2 rRNA genes are annotated in these 3,414 nt (G+C 48.6%); both read right to left on the bottom strand.

Annotation, left to right across the window (positions count from 1 at the left end):
• Nucleotides 1-20 precede the first annotated feature (20 nt).
• A 5S ribosomal RNA gene (gene rrf, locus OQ267_RS22340) occupies nucleotides 21-132 on the bottom strand.
• 139 nt (nucleotides 133-271) lie between these two features.
• A 23S ribosomal RNA gene (locus OQ267_RS22335) occupies nucleotides 272-3,148 on the bottom strand.
• Nucleotides 3,149-3,414: the final 266 nt, after the last annotated feature.

The raw sequence follows: 3,414 nt of genomic DNA, 5'->3' as shown, positions 1-3,414 counted from the left end.
GCCTGCTTAAGGCTTTTAAGATTTGGCACCGACCTACTCTCCCACGTGTTACCGCAGTACCATCGGCTCTGGTGGGCTTAACTTCTCTGTTCGGAATGGGAAGAGGTGGACACCACCGATATAGGCACCTAAATGTTTTTAAATAAGTGGCAGGTTTTAAGTATGAAGGTATAAGTATCTCTACTTACAACATACAACTTATCACTTACAACTTAAATGACATATTATTGAAAGAAGTTAAGTTTTGAAGAACAAACAACAGTTCTGTTTGCTTTGAAAGCTTCGGATGATTAGTACTACTCGACTGTGCTGTCACCAGCTTTACATCTGTAGCCTATCAACGTAGTAGTCTGCTACGGTCCTATATGGAATTCTCATCTCGTGGCTAGTTTCGCACTTAGATGCTTTCAGCGCTTATCTATTCCCAGCGTAGCTACTCTGCAATGCCCCTGGCGGAACAACAGATTCACTAGAGGCTAGTCCAACCCGGTCCTCTCGTACTAAGGTCAGCCCCACTCAAAATTCCTACGCCCACAACAGATAGGGACCGAACTGTCTCGCGACGTTCTGAACCCAGCTCGCGTGCCACTTTAATCGGCGAACAGCCGAACCCTTGGGACCTTCTCCAGCCCCAGGATGTGACGAGCCGACATCGAGGTGCCAAACCTCCCCGTCGATATGAGCTCTTGGGGGAGATCAGCCTGTTATCCCCAGCGTACCTTTTATCCTTTGAGCGATGGCCCTTCCATGCAGAACCACCGGATCACTATATCCGTCTTTCGACCCTGATCGACCTGTATGTCTCACAGTCAAGCAAGCTTATGCTATTGCACTCCGCGTACGGTTACCAAGCGTACTGAGCTTACCTTTGAAAGCCTCCGTTACCTTTTTGGAGGCGACCACCCCAGTCAAACTACCCATCAAACAATGTCTCCCGCTTGGCGGGATTAGACACCGAATACAGAAAGGGTGGTATTTCAACGTTGGCTCCACGACGCCTAGCGACGCCGCTTCAAAGCCTCCCACCTATCCTACACATCCTGTATCCAATGTCAATGTTAAATTGTAGTGAAGGTGCATGGGGTCTTTCCGTCCCGTTGCGGGTACCCGGCGTCTTCACCGGGACCACAATTTCACCGAGCTCATGGCTGAGACAGCGCCCAGATCGTTACACCATTCGTGCAGGTCGGAACTTACCCGACAAGGAATTTCGCTACCTTAGGACCGTTATAGTTACGGCCGCCGTTTACTGGGGCTTCGATTCAATGCTTCTCCTTACAGATGACATCCCCTCTTAACCTTCCAGCACCGGGCAGGTGTCAGGCCTTATACTTCATCTTTCGATTTTGCAAAGCCATGTGTTTTTGTTAAACAGTCGCCTGGGCCTTTTCACTGCGGCTTACATTGCTGCAAGCGCCCCTTCTCCCGAAGTTACAGGGCCATTTTGCCGAGTTCCTTAGCCATGATTCACTCGAGCACCTTAGAATCCTCTTCCCGGATACCTGTGTCGGTTTGCGGTACGGGTTTTTATAACCTGAAGCTTAGCGGTTTTTCTTGGAAGTCTGATTACCTGCGCTATCCACTCAGCCGAAGCCTTGCGGTACTATCAGCATTCAGCTAGATCGGCGGATTTGCCTACCGTTCTAATACCTACAGCCTTTAACGATCTATTCCGTCAGATCGCGGCAGTGTCACTACTCCGTCCCCACATCGCAGTTATAAAAAGTACGGGAATATTAACCCGTTGTCCATCGAATTTCCCCTTCGGGTTCTCCTTAGGTCCCGACTAACCCTGATCCGATTAGCGTTGATCAGGAAACCTTATCCTTTCGGTGGCGGTGTTTCTCGCACCGCTTATCGTTACTTATGCCTACATTTGCTTTTCTATAAGCTCCAGCACCCATTACCAGATACCTTCGCTGCCGATAGAATGCTCCCCTACCGATATATTTCAATCCCATAGCTTCGGTGTACAATTTAATGCCCGTTTATTATCCATGCCCGATCGCTCGACTAGTGAGCTGTTACGCACTCTTTAAATGAATGGCTGCTTCCAAGCCAACATCCTAGCTGTCTGTGCAATCGGACCTCGTTAGTTCAACTTAACTGTAACTTGGGGACCTTAGCTGATGGTCTGGGTTCTTTCCCTCTCGGCGCGTGACCTTAGCACCCCGCGCCTCACTGCAGATCATATTTAATAGCATTCGGAGTTTGTCTGGATTTGGTAGGATTTGACTCCCCCGCACCCAATCAGTAGCTCTACCTCTATTAAACTTTATATCCACGCTGTTCCTAAAAACATTTCGGGGAGTACGAGCTATTTCCCAGTTTGATTAGCCTTTCACCCCTACCCACAGATCATCCGGAAACTTTTCAACGTTTATCGGTTCGGTCCTCCAGTACGTGTTACCGCACCTTCAACCTGTCCATGGGTAGATCACAAGGTTTCGCGTCTACCTCCTCTGACTATACGCCCTATTCAGACTCGCTTTCGCTTCGGATCCGTGCCTGAAGCACTTAACCTTGCCAGAGAAGAGTAACTCGTAGGCTCATTATGCAAAAGGCACGCCGTCACGCCACCTGGACGCTCCGACCGCTTGTAAGTACACGGTTTCAGGTTCTATTTCACTCCCCTGTTCGGGGTTCTTTTCACCTTTCCCTCACGGTACTGGTTCACTATCGGTCTCTCAGGAGTATTTAGCCTTACCGGATGGTGCCGGCAGATTCCCACAAGGCGTCTCCGACCTCGCGGTACTCAGGATACTACTAGACTGGTATTCTATACGTGTACTGGGCTATCACCATGTATCGCCGGGCTTCCCATCCCGTTCCACTTCTGTTTACCAATGCCACATCGTAGTCCTACAACCCCCACTTTGCCGTAACAAAGTAGGTTTGGGCTCTTTCCCTTTCGCTCGCCACTACTCAGGAAATCATTGTTATTTTCTCTTCCTCTGCTTACTTAGATGTTTCAGTTCGGCAGGTTTGCTCATTATATGTGACTGGTCTTCAACCAGCCGGGTTGCCCCATTCGGAAATCTTCGGATCTATTCCTATTTGCAAATACCCGAAGCTTATCGCAGCTTATCACGTCCTTCATCGCCTCTGAGAGCCAAGGCATCCCCCGTGTACTCTTTATTACTTTCTTCTACTTATACGCCTTTTGCGCCGTATAGTATGCTTTTTTGCTCTTGTTATGATGTCTCATACCTTCCTTTGAGTTGCCTCTTAGGTTGGTGAGCACAAACACAACAGTCGCCTATTGTTGTTTGCTCTTCTTTTTTAACTTCTTCCAATATGTCAAAGAACTTTACTGAGGCTGATGGACGAAGGTATAAAGGTATAGGGTGTCATGTGCCCCAACCTAAGCCTCGTTTCAGCTTCGTTAGTTAAAAACTGCGGTCTCGAACCGTT

Origin of the sequence: Pedobacter sp. MR22-3, assembly GCF_026240075.1 — a bacterium.
Taxonomy (GTDB): Bacteria; Bacteroidota; Bacteroidia; order Sphingobacteriales; family Sphingobacteriaceae; genus Pedobacter.
This window is presented reverse-complemented; position numbering and strand designations above follow the sequence as displayed.